Origin of the sequence: Sulfuriflexus sp., assembly GCF_032250955.1 — a bacterium.
Lineage (GTDB): Bacteria > Pseudomonadota > Gammaproteobacteria > AKS1 > AKS1 > Sulfuriflexus.
Genome location: NZ_JAVVES010000136.1, coordinates 1 through 1,905, shown reverse-complemented (window position 1 = coordinate 1,905; position 1,905 = coordinate 1). Strand labels below are relative to the sequence as shown.

3 protein-coding genes are annotated in these 1,905 nt (G+C 55.0%); 2 read left to right on the top strand and 1 reads right to left on the bottom strand.

The features are described from left to right. Positions 1-454: TraB/GumN family protein (locus RQ738_RS13595; protein WP_314165858.1), on the bottom strand; the 454-nt coding region annotated here is incomplete at its 3' end. A gap of 64 nt (positions 455-518) precedes the next feature. On the opposite strand from RQ738_RS13595, the gene RQ738_RS13590 reads away from it, so the two are divergent. Further along, entirely contained in the window at positions 519-1,103 is a 585-nt protein-coding gene (locus RQ738_RS13590) for a hypothetical protein (protein ID WP_314165857.1), read from the top strand. A gap of 60 nt (positions 1,104-1,163) precedes the next feature. After that, positions 1,164-1,493 carry a hypothetical protein gene (locus RQ738_RS13585; RefSeq protein WP_314165855.1) on the top strand — a complete coding sequence of 110 codons (330 nt, stop codon included), beginning with the start codon at positions 1,164-1,166 and terminating at the stop codon, positions 1,491-1,493. Positions 1,494-1,905: the final 412 nt, after the last annotated feature.

The following is a 1,905-nucleotide window of genomic DNA, read 5'->3' as shown; positions in this document are numbered from 1 at the left end:
AAATTGGGCGTAAATTGGGGCTGAATTGGTGTCGCAAATCTGGCGTGAAGGTGTCGCAAATCTGGCGTCGCGCTACACTGACGGCCTGCTTGTAGAGCGGGGCGCCGATGACCTGTTGCAGGGTCTGGCCATCGCTGAAGAACATGCGTGACATCGAGGCCTGCAGGGTCTGTGGGTCGGGTATGAGTTCCAGGGTCATGCTGCGCGAATGGGCAATGGCCTTGCGGATGCTCGGATGCAGATCGGTGATGCGCGGGTCATCGACATGAATGGTGCCGAACAGGTAACTGGACTTGCCGTTCGCGGATTCAACTTGCCAGAGGATGCCCTTGTCAAAGCCCGGCGCCGTAGCCGGCAGGAAAGTAACCGCGGGCCCGGCCTGGGCGAGGGTAACGAGGGCCAGCTGCAGGCAGATCAGCAGCCAGGCAAGAGGGGCAATCAGTGTCCTTGGCATTCGAGCTCCTGGCCGCAAATGGCTTATAATGGGCGGCCGATGAATTTAAAGAATAGTGTTAATTATGTCCAGCTTAGCCGATAACCGCCTTGTATTGTACCCGAGAGAGGCGAAGACCTTGCTCTCCGAGAGCGTGCTGACCGAAGCACTGGACAAGATTGGTTTTATCGGCGAACCGTTCATGATCGAAGGTAACAAGCGCTATTTCGCCGGTAGTCGCTTCATAGACCACATCAGTTTTCTCGGTTGCAGTCCCCATATCAATCTCACCCCGGCCGCAGCCGGACAGCAATACGATACGGAGTTCTGTCATGTCTCGTTTTTGCTTGCTGATGCCCCCCTGTTCCTGGCCGGCGATAACCTGGCGCCTCCGAGTTGCCCCTCTTGCCGCAAACGCCAGCAGGGCGGCCAGCTGGCGCTTAGCGCCTGGCAGACCGTGAACGAGGATATGGACTGGCAATGCGAGCATTGTGGCCAGGAACACGCTTATGCGAGCCTGAACTGGCGGCGGACTGCCGCGATAGCGCAGAGCAGTATCCATGTGTGGGGGGTGCACGAAAGCGAGGCGGTGCCGAATGCGTCCCTGCTGGAGTGCCTGCACGGACTGAAGGTCGGCGATTGGGATTATTTTTACCGTATAACACGGTAGACTAGGAGCCTGTCGGGTTTAGACAGCGACCTTTGTGTATACAGGATTCAGGAAACCGTCATGCAACAGTTGAAAGCCTTCATGCTCTATATCGGTGAATTACGCACCATGTTGATAACCACCGCAGTGATCTGCGTGGCCTTCATCCCCTTCACCAGTGACGAAATCCGTACCGAGGGTTGGGGCCTGTTCCCCGATGTGCTGGCCCCGGTCGTGTCGATGATACTGGTGTTCGGTATTCTCCTCGATATGCTCATGAGTCGGGTCTTCCAGGTGGGGGGGGAAGATGGTGCACGGGAAAAGTTCGCCTTTATCTTCAAGCTGGAGGGGTTGGTGTTATTGGCATTGATCGGTTTGTGGGCACCGTACTTCTACCGTGCGTTTTCCTGAAACTCCTTAATAGACAAAATTAACAAGATGTAAAACAGTCTTGCAAGGTGCGGCGAGATAGAAGCCATTCCGGCCGAGTCGTTACTGCCTTATATCAAGGCGCACCAGAACAAAAGAGGTAAAAGAGATTGATGAATTAGCTAAAAGCCCAACGCAGAGGCGCGGAGACGCAAAGGTCGCAGAGGAAAAATTGTAAGTCGGTTTGTGTAGGTCGGCTTAGGAACCGGAGGTGACGTGATCGTAGCGAGGCGTAGGAAATACTTGACGAAACCCGCAGGGGTTCTGAAGTGAAGCCGATGCGACCGCGTGAAGAAGTGCGTCGGATTACGCGCCACCGCGCTAATCCGACCTTGTATCTCTCTCGATAGGCTGTTTAGCTATCAGCGTATCAGGGTGTGTGATGAATGTGTAT